Below are 17,198 nucleotides of genomic sequence, written 5' to 3' on the forward strand. Positions count from 1 at the left end.
GATTGAGGCAGGAATGAAAACCCGGAATTACTTGCTTTACGATGTGTTTACGACCGAGCGACTGGCCGGCAATCCCTTGGCCGTCGTGCTGGACAGCAAGGGATTGGACACGGCCGCGATGCAGGCCATCGCGCGCGAATTCAACCTGTCGGAATCGGTTTTCGTGCTGCCGCCGGACAATCCCAAGCATAAAAATCGCATCCGCATCTTCACGCCCGACTATGAAATGCCGTTCGCCGGCCATCCGACGGTCGGCGCCGCGATCGCGCTGGCCGAACTGGCGGAAGAGGGCGGCGCCGGCATCTTCGTGCTGGAAGAAAACATCGGCCCGGTGCGGTGCGCCGTCAGCAAGCATGACGGCAACACCTTTGCCGAGTTCGATCTGGCGAAGCTGCCGGAACCGCTGAAGCTCGAGGCCGATCCGGAGGCGATCGGCGCCGCCCTTGGGTTGACGCCGCACGAAATCGGCTTCGAGAATCACCGCGTCGCGTTCTGGTCGGCCGGCGTACCCTACGTCACCATTCCGGTTGCCAATCTCGAGGCGGCGGGCCGGATCCGGCTGGACAACCAGGCCTGGTCGGAACTGGCGCCGCGCAAGAGCGAGTGGGCCTTCGCCAGTCCCTATGTCTACTGCCGCGAAACGGTGAACCACGAAAGCGCCTTCCATGTGCGCATGATTGTGCCCGGCACGCCTTCCTACGAGGATCCGGCGACCGGCTCGGCGGCTGCGGCCTTTGCCGGCGCCATCATGCATTTCGACGCGCCGACCGACGGCATTTCGCAGCTGTGGATCGAGCAGGGGCTGGAGATGGGCCGGCCATCGCGCATCCGCCTCGAACTGACCGTGCAAGGCGGAAAACTGGCCTCGGCGCGCATTGGCGGCAACGCGATCAAGGTGGCGGAGGGCAAGCTGTTCGTCTGATCGCGGCGGGCTGAAAGCGATTTGTCGGGAAATGACTCCGGCAGGGCTGGACATGACGGATGGTGGCGGCTATATGCCCGCCAACGCCGGTTTTTGCCGGCCGAGTGGGTGCGTAGCTCAGTTGGTAGAGCAGCTGACTCTTAATCAGCGGGTCCACAGTTCAATCCTGTGCGCACCCACCAAATTCCTAGAAGAGTTGGTGGAAAGACCCTGAAAACGAGACGCGTTTGACGCGTCTCGAGCCTGGCGCCGATCACGGCGCGGGCTTGCCGAGGCTGGCCTTGAACTTGACCTTCATGGCGATCTGGCCGGTCACGGTGATCTGCGATCCGGCGGCGGCGCCCATGCTGCGATCCCTGGCGTTGACATTGGTGGTGACGTTGGTGACTTCGCAGCTGTCGGCGATGGTTTCGAGCACCATGGCGCAACTGCCGGCCGCGAGCTTGTAGAAGGAACGAAGCCCGGCCTCCTGCTGCACCGCGATGTCTTCGCCGTCCTTGACCGGAATGCTCATGGTGATACCGGACTGCACCTTGGCAAGGCCGTCGTCGCCGGGCCGCCGCGGCCGGCCTGTCTCGTCAAGGATCTGAGAAAATGCCGGCGCAACAGTGCTGCAAAACAGCGCAACGATAATTGTTGTCTTCAAATACATCATTCGATTTCTCCATGAGATTTCCTCGTCTCATGGCACAATCAAAACGGCGTTATTGTTTTGGCTCAATCACGTTGAAATTTTGACGGATCTACTTCTCCGAAACGCCCGCCTCTGCAAAACTCGCCATCCTGACGTGACATTCCAGCGCCGAGCGGACGATGTTGACGGCGAGGCAGGCGCCGGAGCCTTCGCCGAGCCGCATGCCGAGATCGAGCAGAGGCGGCAGGCCAAGCGCTTCGAGCAGGCCGCGATGGCCTGACTCAGCGGAGACGTGGGCTGCGATGGTGTGGGCGAGGCCGGTTGGGTGCAGCTTTGCCAGTGGGGCCGCGGCTGCGGTGCAGACGAAGCCGTCGAGCAGCACGGGTATGCCGAGATGGCGGGCGGCCAGCGTCGCGCCGAAGATGGCGGCGAGTTCGCGTCCGCCAAGCGCGGCGGCGATCCCTAGCGGATCGGCAAGGGCGGCGGCGTGGCGCTTCAGGCCGGCTTCGATGGCGACCACCTTGCGCTTGAGGCCGGCGTCGTCGACGCCGGTGCCGCGTCCGGTCCATTTTTCCGCTCCACCGCCGAACAGGGCTGCTGAGATGGCGGCCGCCGGCGTCGTGTTGCCGATGCCCATTTCACCGAAGCAGATAAGGTCGAGGTCTTTCGTCACCGCGTCGTAGCCGGTCGAGACGGCGGCGAGAAAAGCTTCCTCATTCATCGCTGGCCCTTGCGTGAAGTCGCCGGTCGGATGGTCGAGATCGAGCGGGATGACGTCGAGTTCGGCGCCGGCCATGCGGGCAAGCTGGTTGATGGCGGCGCCGCCGCCGGCGAAGTTCGCCACCATCTGCACGGTGACTTCCGAGGGATAGGCCGACACGCCTTGCGCGGTGACGCCGTGGTTGCCGGCGAAGACGAAGACTTTTACGCGGTCGAGTTTCGGCATGTCGCGGCCCTGCCAGCGCGCCAGCCAGGCGGCGACCGTCTCCAGCCGGCCAAGGCTGCCTTGCGGCTTGGTCAGCGTGTCCTGGCGGCGGGCGACCGCATTGGCCGCGGCATCGCTGCCGGCCGGCAGGTCGAGGCAGGCGGCGCGCAATTCACTAAGCGATTTGAAAGGCATGAGGGCAAAGTCTCCGAAAAGGAATCAGGCCAAGGGATCAGGCCAAGGGATCAGGAAAGCGCTACCGAAGCGACGAGCAGCACCGCGATCTCGCTTGCCTGCTGCAAGGCTCCGATCGTGTCGCCGGTCTGGCCATCGATCTGGTTGAGGCAAAGGGCGCGGAAAGCGGCAAACAGCAGGCCAAGCAGGATCAGCGCGAAGACGGCGCCGCCCAATCCGAGCAGGAGCAGCGGGATCGCGCCGAGCACGGCGCCTGCCATGGCGGCCTCCTGCGAGACGGTGCCGGCATCGGCCGAGAGGCCGTCGACGCGCGCTGGAGGCAGCAGATGCATGAAAGCGCCGATCACGCCGCGCGAGGCCGCGTGTGCGGCTATGAGGGCGAAGAGGGCCTGAGTGGGATCGACGAACTCCGACAGCGCGCTCCAGCGGATCAGCAGCGACAGGCCCAGCGCCGCCGCACCATAGGCGCCGATGCGGCTGTCGCGCATGATCTCGAGTTTGCGGCCGCGTGATTTGCCGCCGCCAAAGCCGTCGGCGACGTCGGATAGCCCGTCCTCATGCAGGCAGCCGGTGGTGAGCACGGTTGCCACAAGCGCAAGTGCGGCCGCCGGCCCCATGGCCAGCCCAAACCGTTCCGCCGTGGCGAAGACGATGGCGCCGATCATGCCGACGACAAGTCCGGCAATGGGGGCTGCCCAGATCGCGGCGGCAAGACTGCGGCCGCGAAAATCGAAGACGGGCAGCGGCAGACGGGTGAAGAAGACCAGGCAAAGCGCGATGTCGTCGACGACCTGCCGTGGTGAAAGAGCCAGATTCTTGAACTTCATGCTCTAGCCCCTCGCTATCGCATGGAAGAAGGTGCCGCTGACATAGCCGCGCCGATAGCCCGAGGCGCCGATCGGATTGCCCTGGCCGTCGGCAAGGTCGGCCAGCGGCTCGTCATTGCCGGTGGCCGTCATCTGCGCATAGTGGAATTCGTGGCCGCGGATCAGCGCACCTTGTGAGCCCAGCGGGCAGTCGACGCGCAACCGCGCCTCGCGGTAGCCGAGATTCATCTTGCGTTTGGCGAAGCTGGTGGAATGGCCGAGCAGGCCGAGCATCGCATGCGTTTCGCCCGACGCATCCTCCAGCGCTTCGCCCAACACCATGAAGCCACCGCACTCGCCATGGATGGGCTTTGTTGCTGCAAAACACGCCATCCCGGCGCGGAAATTCGCGGCGGCGGCGAGCTTGCCGGCGTGTAGCTCGGGATAGCCGCCGGGCAGCCAGCAGACATCGCAGGTCTCGTGGGGCGCTTCGTCGGCGAGCGGCGAGAACGGGACGATTTCCGCACCCGCCTTGCGCCAGTAGGCGGCGACATGTGGATAGAGGAAGGTGAAGGCGGCATCCTCGGCCAACGCGATGCGCTGGCCGGGCGGCGCCAGCGCGTCGTCGAAGCCGCCATGTGCCGGGGTGAGGGGTGTCGCCAGGGTCATGATCGCATCGAGGTCGAGCGACTTTTCCGCCATGTCGGCCAGCCGGTCGAGATGCGCCATCAGGTCGTCATATTCTCCAGCCTGGACGAGGCCGAGATGGCGTTCGGGCAAATTGAGCGTGGGATCGCGCAGGATGGCGCCGACGACCGGCAGGCCGATCGCCTCGATGGCCTCGCTGCACAGCTTGCGGTGCCGCTCGCTGCCCAGCCGGTTGAGCACGACGCCCGCCATGCGCACGTCCGGATCATAGGTGGCAAAACCCTTGGCGACGGCGGCCGCGGTGGTCGACTGGCCGGAAACGTCGAGCACCAGCAGCACCGGCAGGCCGTAGAGCCGGGCCAGATCGGCCGCCGAGCCGGTGCGCCCCGGCGAGGCCGGAATGCCATCGAACAGGCCCATGGCGCTTTCGAGGATGACGAAATCGGTGTCATCGGCGGCCTGCGCGGCGAGCGCGTTGAGCAGCGATGGCGGCATCGCCCAGCTGTCCAGATTGACGCCGGACAGGCCCGTGGCGGCGGTGTGGAAGCCGGGGTCGATATAGTCGGGGCCGGATTTGGCGCCGCGCACTTTCAACCCGCGCCGTGTGAGCGCGCGTAAAATGCCGATGGTGACGCTGGTCTTGCCGGAGCCGGAGCGCGGCGCGCCGATGATGATCGCGCGGGCGGTCACAAAGCACCTACCAGTGCCGCGCGCATGGCGACGATGCCGCCGACGACGATCAGCGCCGGCGAGGCAAGGCCGGCGGCCGCGGCTTCCTCGGCAATGGTGGCGAGCGTGGCGACGACGGTTCGTTCCTGCGGCGTCGTCGCGGCGACGATCACTGCCGCCGGTGTCGACGGCGCCAGTCCGCCATCCAGCAGTGCCGCTGATATCAGCGGCAGATTGGCCATGCCCATATAGACGACGACAGGCTGGCCGGTGCGGGCGATTGCCGCCCAGTCGAGATCGTCATCGGTGCCGGCGGCGTGGCCGGTGGCCAGGATCACCGCCTTGTTGATGCCGCGCATGGTGGCGGGAATGCCGGTCGCGGCCAGCGCGCTGAGGCCCGAGGTCAGGCCTGGCAGCACGCGGAACGGGATGTTTTCCCGCGCCAGCGCCAGAGCTTCTTCGCCGCCACGGCCGAAAATATAGGGATCGCCGCCCTTCAGCCTGACGACGCGGCGGCCGTCGCGCGCCAGCCGCACCAGCAGCGCGGTGATGTCGTCCTGTTTCATTGACGGTTTGCCGCCGCGCTTGCCGGCAAAGAAAAGCTCGGCATTTTGCGCAACGGCGACGACATCTGATGAGACCAGCGCGTCGTAGACCAGCGCATCCGCCTCGGCCAAAGCCGCCAACACTTCGAGCGTCAGGCAGCCGGGGTCGCCGGGGCCGGCGCCGGCCAGCCAGACGTGCCCCGGTTCCAGGCGGCGCGGCTTGAAGTTCAGCCGGGACAAGGCTTTTTCGAGCGTGGCGTTTTGGCCGTTGTTTTTGGTGCTGCCGCTCACAATCCGTCCCGTCCGCGAAAACGCCGCTGGTAGTGGGCGTCGTACAATGAACTCTCGCCAAAACCTTCCGCCGCCAGCGAGCGGCCGACGAAGATGATCGCCGTGCGCTCCATCGGGTCGGCGGCGAGTTGTGCCTCGATGGTCGCCAGCGTGCCGGTCAGCACACGCTCGTCCGGCCAGGAGGCGCGGAAGACGATCGCCACCGGGCAATCGCCGCCATAGTGCGGCGTCAGCTCGACGACGACGCGGTCGATGGCGTGGATGGCCAGATGAATGGCAAGCGTGGCGCCGGTACGGCCGAAGCCGGCCAGCGTTTCGCCGGGCGGCATTTTCGAGGCGCGTCCGGAAATGCGGGTCAGCACCAGGCTTTGCGCGACCTCGGGAATGGTCAGCTCGCGGCGCAATGCGGCGGCGGCAGCGGCGAAAGAGGGGACGCCGGGCGTCAGCGTATAAGGGATGCCGTGCTTTTCCAGCCGGCGGATCTGCTCGGCAACAGCGCTCCACACCGACAGGTCGCCGGAATGGAGACGGGCGACATCATGGCCGGCCTTATGGGCCGCGACATACTCGGCCTCGATCTCGTCGAGCGACATCGGTGCGGTGTCGATCAGTTTTGTCCCCGGCGCGCAGTGCTGCAGCAATTCGGGTGCGACGATCGAACCAGCGTGAAGACAGACCGGGCAGCTTGCCAGCAGCCTCGCACCGCGCAGCGTGATGAGGTCGGCGGCACCCGGACCGGCGCCGATGAAATGGACGGTCATGGCGCATCTCCACTGATGGCGATGGCGCAGGTGACCGGGCCGAGCACCGTGCGGGGCCCGAGCAGTCTGGCGCCTTTGCCGGCGACGGCAAGGGCGGATGCCTCGGAAACCGATGGGGTGCCGGCGAGTTCTTGCGAGAGCTCGGAATGGCTGAGCGTGTCCGACGAGACGGCCTGAAGTGCTGCATCATCGACGACGATGACCGGAAGATTCAGCACGCGGCCAGCGGCAGAGATCGCTTCTTCATCCTTCTTGAACTCGGTCGTCGCCAGTGCCGAAAGCGCCGTCATCGCAAGCCCATGCGCTTCCACAGCGGTTTCTATCGCCGCAAGCACGTCCTCGACGCTCACGCCTTTTCGGCTGCCAATACCCGCGACCATCATGGCTTCACCCAGCTCCATTGCGTGACCGGCATGGCTGGCCGCCATGCCTGCATCGCGCCGACCGGCGACGCGCGAGAGATGGCGATGCGGGTGAGATCGCCGCCAAGCGAGACATGGCGGGCGAGAAGCAAGGCTTCCATCTCCAGCGTCACCGCATTGGCCACAAGACGGCCGCCAGTGCGCAGCGCTTTGATGGCAGCGTTCAAGACACCGGCATCGCTGCCGCCGCCGCCGATGAAGATCGCGTCCGGCGTGTCCAGCCTGGCAAGTGCCTTGGGGGCGCTGCCTTCGACCACGACAAGGCCGGGAACGCCGCATGCGGCGGCGTTGCGGCCAGTGCGGGCGGCGCGGATCGGATCGGCCTCGATGGCTATGGTGCGCATCGAAGGATGGGCCAGCATCCATTCGATGCCGATAGAACCGGAGCCGGCGCCGATGTCCCACAGCAATTCGCCGCGCTTGGGCGCCAGCGCTGACAGGGTGATCGCACGGATTTCGCGTTTGGTGATCTGGCCGTCGTGATCGAACAGATGGTCGGCAAGACCTGATGTGAGAGGCAGGACGCGCGCGTCCGGACCGGATTCAACTTCGATCGCCAGCACGTTGAGCGGATTGATGTTTTCGAGATCGAAAGCATCGGCGCGGGCGGTGCGCCGGTTTTCGCTTGGCCCGCCTAGTGCCTCCAGGATTGTCAGCCGCGAGGCGCCGAAGTCGAGTTCGGTGAGCAGGCGCGCTATTGCCGCCGGCGCATCGCTATCCGACGTCAGTGCCAAAATGCGCGCGCCTGGCTGCAGCAGCGGCCGGATCAAGTCGAGCGGCCGGCCGTGCAGCGAGACGGTCTCGATGTCCTGCAGCGCCCAACCAAGGCGCGCGGCCGCCAGCGAAACGGCCGACGGTGCGGGGATGACATGCATCTCCTGTGGCTTGACCTTGCGCGCGAGGGTGGCGCCGACGCCGTGGAAGAACGGATCGCCGGAAGCGAGCACGCAGACGCGCCTACCCGCAAGCGCCAGCACGTCAGCCATCTCGGCATCGAACGGAACCGGCCACGGGTGCGGCTCGCCCTTGGCGCAGGAAGCGACCAGCGCCAGGTGCCGCTTGCCGCCGAAGATGATCTCCGCCTGGGCAATCCGCTGCTTGGCCTCGTCGCCGAGACCCGCTAAACCGTCCTCGCCGATGCCGACGATTGTGAGCCATTTTGGGGTGAGCTTGGCACCGCGCGGACCTTCAGCAGGCATGATGACCCACCGTATTCTGATCCTCGGCGGCACCACCGAAGCCCGGCAACTGGCCGGAAAACTGGCGGCGCGCGCCTCGGTCACGCTGTCGCTGGCTGGCCGCACTGAAAGCCCGGTCGCGCAAGGCGTGCCGGTGCGAAGCGGAGGCTTTGGCGGTGCCGATGGGCTGGCCGACTATCTGCGGAAAGAGCCTATCGACCTGCTGATCGACGCGACGCACCCGTATGCGGCGCAGATCTCCGCCAATGCGGCGCAAGCCGCGCGCGCGGCCGGTGTGCCGATCCTTGCGCTGCGACGCCCCGGCTGGGAGCCTGTCGAAGGCGACCGCTGGACTGAGGTCAATACATCCGGCGATGCCGCGCGAGCACTTGGACTGGCGCCGCGCCGTGTTTTCCTGGCGCTGGGCCGGCAAGAGGTCGCCGCTTTCGAAGCTGCGCCCCAGCATCATTATCTCGTCCGCAGCGTCGACGCGATCGAGCCCAAGCTTGCCGTGCCGGATGCGAGCTATCTTCTGGCCCGTGGCCCGTTTCGTGAGGCGGAGGAACGCGCGCTGCTCGAAAAGCAAGGCATCGATGTCGTCGTGTCCAAGAACAGCGGCGGCGAAGCGACTTATGGCAAGATCGCCGCGGCGCGGGCGCTTGGCCTCGAGGTGGTCATGATCCAACGGCCAACCTTGCCGGATGTTCCCGCGGCTGAAAGCGTTGAAGCGCTGACCGTGATGGTCGATCATTTTGTCCGCCCCGTGGACGAGCGCGGCGTGTAAACCAGCGCCGGCTTCTCAGCGCGCTTGATGATGCGGGTTTCCGGCGAGCCGATGATGATGCAGGTCGCCATGTCGGCCTTTTGCGCGTCGACGTCTGCCAGCAGGTAGACCTCAATACGCTCGTCCGGGCGGCCGGCGGCGCGGCCGAAAATCACTGGCGTGGTGCCTGGCAGGATCGCGGTGAGGCATTCGAAGGCGCGGCCGAGCTGCCAGGGGCGTGCCTTGCTGATCGGGTTGTAGAGCGCGATGACGAAGCCGGCGCCGGCCGCCGCCAGCAGACGCAATTCGATCAGCTCCCACGGCTTGAGATTGTCGGACAGCGAGATGGCGCAGAAATCATGGCCAAGCGGCGCGCCGATGCGGGCGGCGACCGCCAGCATGGCGGTGATGCCGGGCACCACAGCGACATCGACCGCGCGCCATTCGGCCGGTCCGGCCTCCATCGCCTCGCAGACGGCCGCCGCCATCGCGAACACGCCGGGATCGCCACCGGAAACCACCGCGACGTCGTGGCCCTCGGCGGCTTTGACCAGTGCGTCCTTGGAGCGGGCAAGTTCCTCGCGATTGTCGGAAGCGACGCGGGTCTGATCCGGGCGCAGGTCCAGCCGGTCGAGATAGGGTTTGTAGCCGTAAAAGAATTTGGCCTCGGCGACGGCGCGGCTGGCTTCCGGCGTGACCTGATCGGTATTGCCGGGGCCAAGCCCGATGACGGTGAGACGGCCGCTCATGCTTGCGCTCCCAAAGCGCCGGGGCGGCCGGACCAGCCGGCGACCAGCACGATGGCGAAATAGGGGGCCTTGTCGTCCGGCTTGTCGGCAAGCTTCATCGACACGCTGCCGGCCATGGTGCCGCGCTCGACATAGACGGCGCGCGACAGCTTGGCCGTAGCCTCCAGCGCACGCCTGATCTTGGGCAGGTTGCGGCCGACCTTCATGATGACGGCGGCATCGGTGTCAGCCAGCCGGCGCGTCAGCTCGAACTCGCTCATCGTGCCGGGCAGCACCGTCAGCACATCGTCGCCCTGGACGATCGGAACACCAGTCTGCGACCAGCAGCCGGACATGGCGGTGATTCCGGGAATGACTTCGGTCGGGAAGCGATGAGCGAGCCGCACATGCAGATGCATGTAGGAGCCGTAGAAAAGCGGATCGCCCTCGGACAGCACGGCAACCATTCTGCCCGCCTGAAGGTGTTCGGCGACCTTCTCGGCGGACTCCTCGTAGAAAGCCGTGATCTGCGAGCGGTAGTCGTCGTGATCCTTGTCGATTTCGGTGGTGACGGGATAGAGCAGCGGCAATTCCGTCATTTCGGGCCGGAACTGCGCTTCGACAATGGCACGCGCGTTGCTGTTGTTGCCGCGCTTGGCGAAATAGGCCACGACATCGGCTTCCGCCAAGACGCGCGCGGCTTTTAGCGTCAGCAGTTCGGGGTCGCCGGGACCGGTGCCGACGCCGATGAGACGGCCTTTGAGAAAGGCGTTCACAGGCCCGGCCTCGCCAATGAATTGAGCGCGGCGGCGGTCATGGCGCTGCCACCGAGCCGGCCGCGCACGATGGCGTAGGGAACGCCATAGGAATTCTCGGCCAAAGCATCCTTGGATTCGGCCGCGCCGACGAAGCCGACCGGCATGCCGATGATGGCCGCTGGCTTCGGCGCGCCGTCGCGCAGTTTTTCCAGGAGATAGAAGAGCGCGGTCGGCGCATTGCCGATGGCGACCAGCGAGCCGGCCATGCGCTCGCCCCACAGGTCGATCGCGGCGGCCGAACGGGTGTTGCCGATCTCCCTGGCGATGTCGTGCGTGCGCGGGTCGCGCAAGGTGCAGATCACCTCGTTGCCGGCCGGCAGCCTGGCGCGGGTGACGCCATGCGAGACCATTTCCGCGTCGCAGAAAATTGGCGCGCCAGCCGCCAAAGCGGTGCGCGCGGCGGCAACGAAATCGGTGGAGAAGACGAAATGACTGGCGGCTTCGACCTGGCCGCAGGCATGGATCATGCGGATGGCGACATCGGCCTCGGCTTCGGAGAAGCGCGACAGATCGGCCTCGGCGCGGATGATGGCGAAGGAGCGCTCGTAGATCGCCGTGCCGTCATGGATATAGTCGTAGGCGGCCATGCTCATTTCCGTTTTTCAGTTTGGGCCTGTCGGTAAGCCTCGGCGATTGCCACCGGCCCGAGCCTTGTCAGGCAAGCGGCGGCGGTTTCGCCTTGATATCGTGCGCTGCGGATCATTGCCGCGACGCGGCTGATGCCGCGCGCGGCGTCATAGCCCGGCCTGTAGCCGGCAGGAAGAGCCTTTGCCGTCGCGTTCACGACAAGTCCGGCTCCGTTTTCGCCGCCGACTATTGTTAACGCCGCTACGCCGGGGTGGGCGCAGCCCTTGGCGCATCCGGAAATGTGCAGGGTGAGGTCTGGGATGTCGGCAGTTTCAGCGGCAATCGTCTCGGCAATGTCGCGCGTGGCGATGCGGCCGGAGGCGCAGGCCGGTGTGCCGGGGCAAGCGGCGATGCGCGTGCGCGGGTCGGTGGGGGCGGTGACGAAGCCGAGGGTGGCGGCGGTGTGCTGAAGGGTTTGGTTGGCGGCGGTTGGTTGACCAAGGAAAAGCAGGGCACGGCCGGGGGCGAGGCGGATTTCGGTGGTGCCGAGGGTGAGGGCACTCTGGGCGAGAGAGATGATTTTGTCCGCCGGCATGCTGCCGTAGGGGAGAGCGATGCCGAGGGCGTGGTCGGTCGATAAAGAGAAAAGACCGATAGGCCGGCGATCCTGCACACCCCCCTCTGTCCTGCCGGACATCTCCCCCGCAAGGGGGGAGATTGAGCCGTCATCGGCGCTTTCGCCAATTGCCGACGTCACGTCCACCGCCGATGTTGCAGGACGAGAGCCGGCGTCGGAACTGCCGATCTCCCCCCTTGCGGGGGAGATGTCCGGCAGGACAGAGGGGGGTGTGACGGAGTGCCAACCTGCGAGAGAGGCCAATTGGCGGTCCGTCAAATCCCTCGCATGCGCCTCCCGACTCTTCTCGGCAATCATCCTGAGCACCGCAACGGCAATATCGCGCGCTACATCGTCATCGACCGTCGCAAGCGGCCTCGCGCTTTGGCCGTCACCTGAAACAGACACAGCCCACAGCACGCCAGCGCTGGCCCGCACCGCCTTCAGCCGCACATCGGCCGTCACCGCATCCATGGTCAACTGCCCACCGCCATCGACAATCACGGAAACCTTCGGCCCGAGCCGTTGCGTCAGCCCAGCCTCGCCAATCGCCGCCCTGATCCGCTCGGCCAGTGGCCGGGGATCGGCAATCTCTTGCGGATCGATGCCGGCCAGCGGCCCGGTCTCGACCGGCACGCCGGTGCGCACCGCGATATCAAGCGCATCGACCTCCGCCGCCAGCAACGCCGCGCTGTCCGCCGTCAGCCCGCGTATCTGCAGGCTGCCGCGCGCGGTCACTTCCATGATGCCGTTGCCATGCCGCAAAGCCGATTCGGCTAACCCGATCAAAAGCTTCGGCGACAATCCTCCAGAAGATGGGCCTCCAGCGACCGGGTTGAGCCGCACCAAAAGCCCGTCGCCGGTTTGCATTGGCGCCGACAAAGCCGGGCAGGCGCCGCGGCGCGAGAAGGCGTTCATGCAGCCACCCCAAGCGCCTCGGCCTCGGCAATCATGGCCGTCAAGTCGTCGTCGATGGAATTGCGCAGGGGATGCCAGAGGCCACGCCGTCGCGCCGACAGGAAGCGCTCGGCGATGACTTTGGCAGCGGCGGGGTTTTCGCGCAGGATGAAGGCGCGAACCTCGGGATCGCCGAGATAGGCATCATGCACCGCCTCGATCAGCGCTCCCGAAATGGCGTGCGTGGTTTCGGCAAAGCCGACCAGCCGGTCGACCGTTTCGGCGAATTCGGAGGCGCCGCGCGGGCCATGGCGCATCTGGCCTGATATGAAGCGTGGATTGACGGCGCGTGCGCGAACCACCCGCGACACAGCCTCGCTGACCGAGCGCGGCTTCGGCTTTTGCGGGTCCGTGGTGTCGAGCACGATGACGTCGGCATTCCTGCCGAGCGTTGCCAAGGCGGCCGAAAAGCCGCCGATGAAGGCGACGTCGGCGGAGCCTTCGAGGATGTCGCGGCCGGGGTCGTCGCCGGTGTGGACGAGAAGATCGGCCTCGGCGATGCGGGTTTCGAAGGCGCCGGGCACCGAGATGCCTTCTCCTTCTGCGCCGCCATAGGCGTGCGAGGTGGCGTCGAGATAGGCGCGGCCGATTTCTTCGCGCGCCGCCCAGTTGCCGGAGGACAAGATATCCTCGACGCCGGCGCCGTACGTGCCGGGCGAGGTGCCGAAGATGCGAGGGCTGATCTTGCCGTCAGCGCGGGTCCTGGCTGCGAGCGGGTTTTCCGAATCCTCTTCGTCGCGAGCGGCAACGGCGTTGGCGGCGGCATCGATCAGTGCGATCTGGGTCGGGAACATATCGCGGAACAGGCCTGATATGCGCCAGGTGACATCGACGCGTGGCCTTCCGAGCGTGGCCGGCGACAATACCTCGATGCCGGTGATGCGGCCGGTCGCCGAATCCCATTGCGGCCGGCAGCCCATCAGCGCCAATCCTTGCGCGATCTCCTCGCCGCCGGTGCGCAGTGAGGCCGAGCCCCAGAGATCGATGACCAGCGAGCGCGGCCAGTCGCCATGCGATTGCATGTAGCCGCGCACCACTTCCTCCGCCGCTGCCTTGCCCAGATCATAAGCGGTCGGCGTCGGCATGGTGCGCGGGTCCGAGGTGAACAGGTTGCGGCCGGTGGGCAGAACGTCCGAGCGACCCCGCGCGGGCGCGCCGGCCGGGCCGGCCTTGACGTGGCGGCCATCGAGTGCGGCGAGCAGCGCCGCCTTCTCGGCTGCCGCACTCTGGCGCCGCATGGCGTCGGGCTCGTCCTCAGGGGCGCGGCCATAGATATGCAGCCCGTCCTTGATGGCAAAATCCTTGAGGTCGCAGAGCCAGGCGTCGATGCGGCGCAACGCTTCGTCGGGCGCGTCGGTCGTGGCGACGCCGGCTTCGGAAGCGAGGCCGGTCTTCTGCGCCGTCTCGACGATCAGCTTGGCAAGGCGGTCGCGGCGGCGGCGGTCGAGCCCGTCGGCCTGGGCGTATTCGTCGACCAACCGTTCCAGCTTGTGCTGGTTCTCGTCCAGCTCGGCATCGGTCAGTGGCGGCGGCAGGTGGCCAAGGGTGACGGCGGCAATGCGCCGCTTGGCCTGCGCCGCTTCGCCGGGGTTGGAGACGATGAAGGGATAGATGACGGGCATGGCGCCGGTGACGATCTCGGGAAAGCAGTTCTCCGAAAGCGCAACGGTCTTGCCCGGCAGCCACTCCAGCGTGCCATGCGCGCCGACATGGACGAGCGCATGGACGCCGAGCGATTTGCGCAGCCACAGGCCGAAGGCGATCAGCGCATGGCGCGGCGGGAGCGTCGGGTCGTGGTAGTCGGCGCGGCGGTCGACGGAGCGGCCGCGGTCTGGGGCGAGGGCGACCGTGATGTTGCCGAAGGTGGCAGCGCGGAAGGGGAAGTGGGCGGCGGTTGGCGCTTGAGCACCCCCCTCTGTCCTGCCGGACATCTCCCCCGCAAGGGGGGAGATTGAGCTCTCATTGCCGCTTTCGCCAGCTACGAACGTCGCAGAATGAGCGCCGATGGCGGAACTGCCGATCTCCCTCCTTGCGGGGGAGATGTCCGGCAGGACAGAGGGGGGTGCCTCGCACAAACCTATCTCATATTCAGCCTTCCAAGCTGCATCTACGGCAGCAATTGCTGCAGACGGCAGTGCCTTCGAGAACTCCACATAATCCCTCAAGGCCAAGCCATGCCCGCCCTGGCCCAGCCGCGCCAGCAACTCACGCGGCGTTTGCGGAATCCCCTCAACGACATAGCCCTGTTCGCTGAGGTCCTGCAGCATGGCCAGCACGCTGGACGGGACATCCAAACCCACGGCGTAGCCGGTGCGGCCGGGGGCACTGGGATAATCCGGCATCAGGATGGCCAGCTTGCGTTCGGCGCGGGCTGTCTCCTGCAGGCGGATAAAGGCCGCGACGCGGTCAGCCACTTGCGCCACACGATCCGGTTCCGGCCGGTTGGCAAAGGCGCGGTGGCCAAGTGCTGGATCGATCTCGCTCTCGCCCTTAAAGGAAATGGCGCCGGCCAGGATGCGGCCGTCGAGTTCGGGCAGCACGACATGCATGGCGAGGTCGGCGGGCGCCAGGCCGCGCTGGTTGGTCTCCCAGACGTCGCGGCGGGTGGTGGCGACGATGACCTGGAAGACCGGTACGCCGGCGCGGTCGAACAGGGTTTCAATGCCGGGTTCGGCGCCGGACGCGAAAGCGGTCGCGGTGATGATGGCGGCGGGATTGAGCGCGGCGAGTGCGGTTTCCACGAACGCCAGGGATGAGGGGTCCTTGAGGCTGGAGACGAAGATGGGGACCGGATTGATGCCGCGCTGGCGGAGCGCGTGGAAAAGCGCATCGATGGGCGCGACATCGGCGGCCAATAGCATCGAGCGATAGAACAGGATGGGGATGATAGGAGCGTTGACGTTGTCAGCGTCGAGTTCCTTCACACCCCCCTCTGTCCTGCCGGACATCTCCCCCGCAAGGGGGGAGATTGCGCTGTCATTGGAGATTTCGCCAATTGTCGAGGTTGCGGACGCGTCAGCTTCTAATGAAACGGGAAAAGAGCCGGCTTTGATGAAGTCCGATCTCCCCCCTTGCGGGGGAGATGTCCGGCAGGACAGAGGGGGGTGTGAAGGATCACCAACGACCCCAAGTCCTGGCTCATAAAACCCGGCTTTCGGCACTGGAACCGGCTCTGCAAAAGCCGCATCCTGTCCCGCCAGTCGCGCCAGCCTCCGCACCAGCGCGCTCATATTCGCCGGGCCGCCCTCGCGGAAATAGTCGAGCAGGCCATCGAGCTCCTCGCGCGGCAGCGTCGAGGCTTCGATCAGGCGCAGATCCTCGTCGCGGCATTCGCCGGGCAGCAGCGCCAGCTTTATGCCGTGTGCGCGGGCGGTCGAGGCAAGCTGGTCGCAGCCGTAGCGCCACCAGTCGTAGCCGCCGAGGATGCGCACGAGGATGACCTTGGCGTGACGGGCGACGCTGTCGACCCAGAGGTCGACGGACATGGGATGGCGCAGGTCACGCAGGGCAGCCAGCCGCATCGAGGGCAGGCGGCCGGCATCGGCCTTCCAGGCTGCCGCCAGTCCGGCGAGGTCGCTGTCGGTGAAGGACAGGGCCACGATATCCGCCGGCGCCTGCCGCAGATCGACCGGCTCGGCGAGGTCGTCGAGCGAGGCGGATGTCGTGGTGAGGATGTGCATCGCAACCCGTGTCCGAGATCAGCCGGCGAGTATACGCTCGATCGCCGGGCGGTTCAGCCCCTTCAGGCCGATGACGACGAGACGCGAGCGGCGGTCGTCCTGCGCGGTCCAGGCGCGGTCATAGTAATGATTGACGCGCGGCCCGACGGCCTGCAGCAAGAGCCGCATGGGCTTGCCGCCGACCTCGACGAAGCCTTTTACGCGCAGCACGTTCTCTTCTTCGGCGACGGTGGCGACGCGCTTTGCCAACTCGTCCGGATTGGCGATCGAGGCAATGTCGACGATGAAGGTGTCGAAGTCGTCATGCTCATGGTCGAATGCGCCGTCATGGTGGGACTTGCGGTTTTCGATGTCGTCCTCGACGGCGAGACCGAGACCGAGCAGCACGGAGGGATCGACCTTGCCATGCGACGTCGGCACGATCTTCACCGCGCGGGCGGAATGTTCGTTGATGATGGCGTTGGCGCGGGCGGTGCCGGCGGCGTCCATCAGGTCGCTCTTCGACAGGATGATCAGGTCGGCGCAGGCGATCTGATCCTCGAACACTTCTTCCACCGGATCGTCATGGTCGAGCGTCTCGTCCCCGGCGCGCTGCGCCTGCAAGGCATTCATGTCGTTGGCGACGCGGCCTTCGGCCAGTGCCGGCCCGTCGACCACGGCGATGACGCCGTCGACTGTGACGCGGCTCTTCACGCTCGGCCATTGAAAGGCCTGGACCAGCGGCTTGGGCAGCGCCAGGCCCGAAGTCTCGATCAGGATGTGGTCGACCCTCGGCGTCAGCGCGAGGATCTTGTCGAGCGCCGGGACGAAATCGTCGGCGACGGTGCAGCAGATGCAGCCATTGGCCAGTTCGACGATATTTTCCTCCGGGCAGGTGTCTATGCCGCAGCCCTTGAGGATCTCGCCGTCGATGCCGATGTCGCCGAATTCGTTGACGATGATGGCAATGCGCTTGCCGCCGGCGTTTTCCAGGAGGTGACGGACCAGCGTCGTCTTGCCGGCGCCGAGGAAGCCGGTGACGACGGTGCAGGGAACGCGGGAGAGGTTCGCAGGCGAATCTGGGGCAGTCATGG

Annotated in this window: 16 protein-coding genes and 1 tRNA gene; 3 read left to right on the plus strand and 14 right to left on the minus strand. The window is 66.4% G+C overall.

Features of this window, described 5'->3' with window-relative positions:
- Window positions 1-13: 13 nt before the first annotated feature.
- Window positions 14-922, plus strand: coding sequence for a PhzF family phenazine biosynthesis protein (locus NKK51_RS06810; protein WP_352551912.1), 909 nt, complete (start codon window positions 14-16; stop codon window positions 920-922).
- A gap of 106 nt (window positions 923-1,028) precedes the next feature.
- A tRNA-Lys gene (locus NKK51_RS06815) sits at window positions 1,029-1,104 on the plus strand.
- A gap of 71 nt (window positions 1,105-1,175) precedes the next feature.
- Here the strand turns inward: NKK51_RS06815 and NKK51_RS06820 are convergent.
- The 8 genes from NKK51_RS06820 to cbiE form a co-directional block, all read right to left on the minus strand.
- Window positions 1,176-1,577, minus strand: a complete 402-nt coding sequence (locus NKK51_RS06820) for a hypothetical protein (protein ID WP_352551914.1) — start codon at window positions 1,575-1,577, stop codon at window positions 1,176-1,178.
- A gap of 88 nt (window positions 1,578-1,665) precedes the next feature.
- The gene (gene cobT, locus NKK51_RS06825; protein ID WP_352551916.1) at window positions 1,666-2,676 is read right to left on the minus strand and encodes a nicotinate-nucleotide--dimethylbenzimidazole phosphoribosyltransferase; all 1,011 of its coding nucleotides are present in this window, start codon (window positions 2,674-2,676) and stop codon (window positions 1,666-1,668) included.
- A 50-nt stretch (window positions 2,677-2,726) separates the two neighbouring features.
- The gene (locus NKK51_RS06830) at window positions 2,727-3,503 is read right to left on the minus strand and encodes an adenosylcobinamide-GDP ribazoletransferase (protein ID WP_352551918.1); all 777 of its coding nucleotides are present in this window, start codon (window positions 3,501-3,503) and stop codon (window positions 2,727-2,729) included.
- 3 nt (window positions 3,504-3,506) lie between these two features.
- A complete protein-coding gene (locus tag NKK51_RS06835; protein ID WP_352551920.1) occupies window positions 3,507-4,820 on the minus strand; it encodes a cobyrinic acid a,c-diamide synthase CobB in 1,314 nt (437 codons plus the stop codon).
- Window positions 4,817-5,635: a uroporphyrinogen-III C-methyltransferase gene (cobA, locus tag NKK51_RS06840; protein ID WP_352551922.1), complete on the minus strand. Its 819-nt coding sequence runs from the start codon at window positions 5,633-5,635 to the stop codon at window positions 4,817-4,819. The genes NKK51_RS06835 and cobA overlap by 4 nt, the downstream gene beginning before the upstream one ends.
- Window positions 5,632-6,396 (minus strand): precorrin-4 C(11)-methyltransferase, encoded by a 765-nt coding sequence (gene cobM / locus NKK51_RS06845; RefSeq protein ID WP_352551924.1) that lies wholly within the window; start codon window positions 6,394-6,396, stop codon window positions 5,632-5,634. The genes cobA and cobM overlap by 4 nt, the downstream gene beginning before the upstream one ends.
- Window positions 6,393-6,779: a cobalamin biosynthesis protein gene (locus tag NKK51_RS06850; protein WP_352551926.1), complete on the minus strand. Its 387-nt coding sequence runs from the start codon at window positions 6,777-6,779 to the stop codon at window positions 6,393-6,395. The genes cobM and NKK51_RS06850 overlap by 4 nt, the downstream gene beginning before the upstream one ends.
- Complete coding sequence (cbiE, locus tag NKK51_RS06855; protein ID WP_352551928.1) at window positions 6,776-8,017, minus strand: precorrin-6y C5,15-methyltransferase (decarboxylating) subunit CbiE; 1,242 nt, start codon at window positions 8,015-8,017, stop codon at window positions 6,776-6,778. Before cbiE ends, NKK51_RS06850 begins: the two co-directional genes overlap by 4 nt.
- A gap of 1 nt (window position 8,018) precedes the next feature.
- On the opposite strand from cbiE, the gene NKK51_RS06860 reads away from it, so the two are divergent.
- On the plus strand, window positions 8,019-8,780 hold the full coding sequence (locus tag NKK51_RS06860) for a cobalt-precorrin-6A reductase (RefSeq protein ID WP_352551930.1): 762 nt from the start codon (window positions 8,019-8,021) through the stop codon (window positions 8,778-8,780).
- On the opposite strand, the gene NKK51_RS06865 is transcribed toward NKK51_RS06860, so the two are convergent.
- The 6 genes from NKK51_RS06865 to cobW are packed head-to-tail and all read right to left on the minus strand — an operon-like array spanning window position 8,744 to window position 17,196.
- Complete coding sequence (locus NKK51_RS06865) at window positions 8,744-9,508, minus strand: precorrin-3B C(17)-methyltransferase (RefSeq protein ID WP_352551932.1); 765 nt, start codon at window positions 9,506-9,508, stop codon at window positions 8,744-8,746. The two genes, NKK51_RS06860 and NKK51_RS06865, sit on opposite strands and share 37 nt — an antisense overlap.
- Window positions 9,505-10,263 (minus strand): precorrin-2 C(20)-methyltransferase, encoded by a 759-nt coding sequence (locus tag NKK51_RS06870; RefSeq protein WP_352551934.1) that lies wholly within the window; start codon window positions 10,261-10,263, stop codon window positions 9,505-9,507. Before NKK51_RS06870 ends, NKK51_RS06865 begins: the two co-directional genes overlap by 4 nt.
- Window positions 10,260-10,892, minus strand: coding sequence for a precorrin-8X methylmutase (locus tag NKK51_RS06875; RefSeq protein ID WP_352551936.1), 633 nt, complete (start codon window positions 10,890-10,892; stop codon window positions 10,260-10,262). Before NKK51_RS06875 ends, NKK51_RS06870 begins: the two co-directional genes overlap by 4 nt.
- A gap of 2 nt (window positions 10,893-10,894) precedes the next feature.
- On the minus strand, window positions 10,895-12,406 hold the full coding sequence (gene cobG / locus NKK51_RS06880; RefSeq protein ID WP_352439820.1) for a precorrin-3B synthase: 1,512 nt from the start codon (window positions 12,404-12,406) through the stop codon (window positions 10,895-10,897).
- Window positions 12,403-16,125 (minus strand): cobaltochelatase subunit CobN, encoded by a 3,723-nt coding sequence (locus NKK51_RS06885; RefSeq protein WP_352551938.1) that lies wholly within the window; start codon window positions 16,123-16,125, stop codon window positions 12,403-12,405. Before NKK51_RS06885 ends, cobG begins: the two co-directional genes overlap by 4 nt.
- A gap of 18 nt (window positions 16,126-16,143) precedes the next feature.
- Window positions 16,144-17,196, minus strand: a complete 1,053-nt coding sequence (gene cobW / locus NKK51_RS06890; protein WP_352551940.1) for a cobalamin biosynthesis protein CobW — start codon at window positions 17,194-17,196, stop codon at window positions 16,144-16,146.
- Between the last annotated feature and the right edge of the window lie 2 nt (window positions 17,197-17,198).

Source organism: Mesorhizobium sp. M0011 (assembly GCF_040324155.1).
Taxonomy (GTDB): domain Bacteria; phylum Pseudomonadota; class Alphaproteobacteria; order Rhizobiales; family Rhizobiaceae; genus Mesorhizobium.